This is a genomic window from Methanobacterium sp. (assembly GCA_039666455.1).
Taxonomy (GTDB): Archaea; Methanobacteriota; Methanobacteria; order Methanobacteriales; family Methanobacteriaceae; genus Methanobacterium_D.
Genome location: JAVSLW010000049.1, coordinates 1 through 1,230 on the forward strand (window position 1 = coordinate 1; position 1,230 = coordinate 1,230).

At 33.5% G+C, this 1,230-nt stretch carries 2 protein-coding genes; one reads left to right on the forward strand and one right to left on the reverse strand.

Going from position 1 to position 1,230, the window contains the following annotated elements; all coding sequences use genetic code 11:
- The coding region (locus tag PQ963_10715) for a hypothetical protein (GenBank protein MEN4030130.1) at nt 1-348 on the reverse strand (348 nt) is incomplete at its 3' end.
- 285 nt (nt 349-633) lie between these two features.
- Between PQ963_10715 and csa3 the strand changes: the two genes are divergently transcribed.
- Entirely contained in the window at nt 634-1,227 is a 594-nt protein-coding gene (gene csa3, locus PQ963_10720; protein MEN4030131.1) for a CRISPR-associated CARF protein Csa3, read from the forward strand.
- The last annotated feature ends 3 nt before the right edge of the window (nt 1,228-1,230 follow it).

A 1,230-nucleotide genomic window follows, 5' to 3' on the forward strand; every position in this document is an offset into this window, starting at 1 on the left:
GCTGAAAAGGTCAAGATCTATTGGTGGTCCGGTGTACCATATTGACACTGTGCTTGCTCCTACTTTTTCTGAGTCTCCCATCATTATTTCTGTTCCTTCTGGTGTTCCCAGGGTTGGGTTTGCCTCTTTTTTGAAGCTGAATCCTCTGCTTCCTACAATTGTTACGGTCTGTCCAACGTATGCTTTGGGGTTTTCCTGTAAATTCACTAAGTTCTGTTTGTAAGTTTCAATATTTGGATCTGATGATCCTGGAGTAGTATTAGATGTTGAATTGTCTGGGTTTGTGCATCCTGATATTCCCACTATTATTATGACCAGCAGAACCATCAAAATTGCTAAAATTTTCATAATTTTTTTAAACCTCCTGTAATTGTATGTATCTTACACACATGTTGTCTGTAATCCTATATAAATGTATATGTTTACTATGTATTAATTCATAATTAATTATATAAACTAATAATAACTATATAAAACATATAGTTACTATTTACAGTTAAATTAAATTCATATCTTTTTAAACTTTAAACTAACAAATTAGAGGAGATTAATTAAAAAGAAATATAAATAAAGGACAGATATAGAACTGGATATACTGAAATTTATAAAAATGTTCAAACTGGTGTGCATTAAATGGAATACACTTTAATCTCAACAATTTATAAACTGGAACCTGTAATGTTTTGTATCACTCAATTCTCCCCCAAAAAAATTATTCTTTTAAGTGAAGAGAACGCCCCTAAAGAAAAACTTGAAGCTTTAAGAATACTAAGAGAAACTGTGGGAACAGTAATAGAAATAGAAACCATACCCACAAGTCTCTACAATGTGGTGAAAATAGCTAACGACACAGCAGAAATTATAGACGAAGAATGTGCACATGGAAAAAAAATCATAGTAAACGTTAGCGGCGGCAGAAAACCGCAGGCATTAGGCGCATTATTTGGAAGCTATGCAAGACACAGTGCCGTTGAAAGAATCGTCTATGTAACAGAAGAAGATAGAGAAATAATAGATCTACCCATTCTAAACTTCGGAATCTCCAAAACAAAAAGAATAATACTGGAAGAACTGGAAAAGGAAGAAACTTCCGTTAAAAACCTCTCCATAAAAGTAGGAATAAGCAGAGGAATGACCTACAACCACATAAGAGAATTAAGAGAAATGGGCTTTATTGCACAGGATGAGCTTAAAATCACTTCCGCAGGAGAACTTGCCATTATCTAATTT

Excerpts from the sequence above, each read along its gene's own strand:
- csa3 (MEN4030131.1), top strand. The coding sequence starts at position 634 with ATGGAATACACTTTAATCTCAACAATTTATAAACTGGAACCTGTAATG.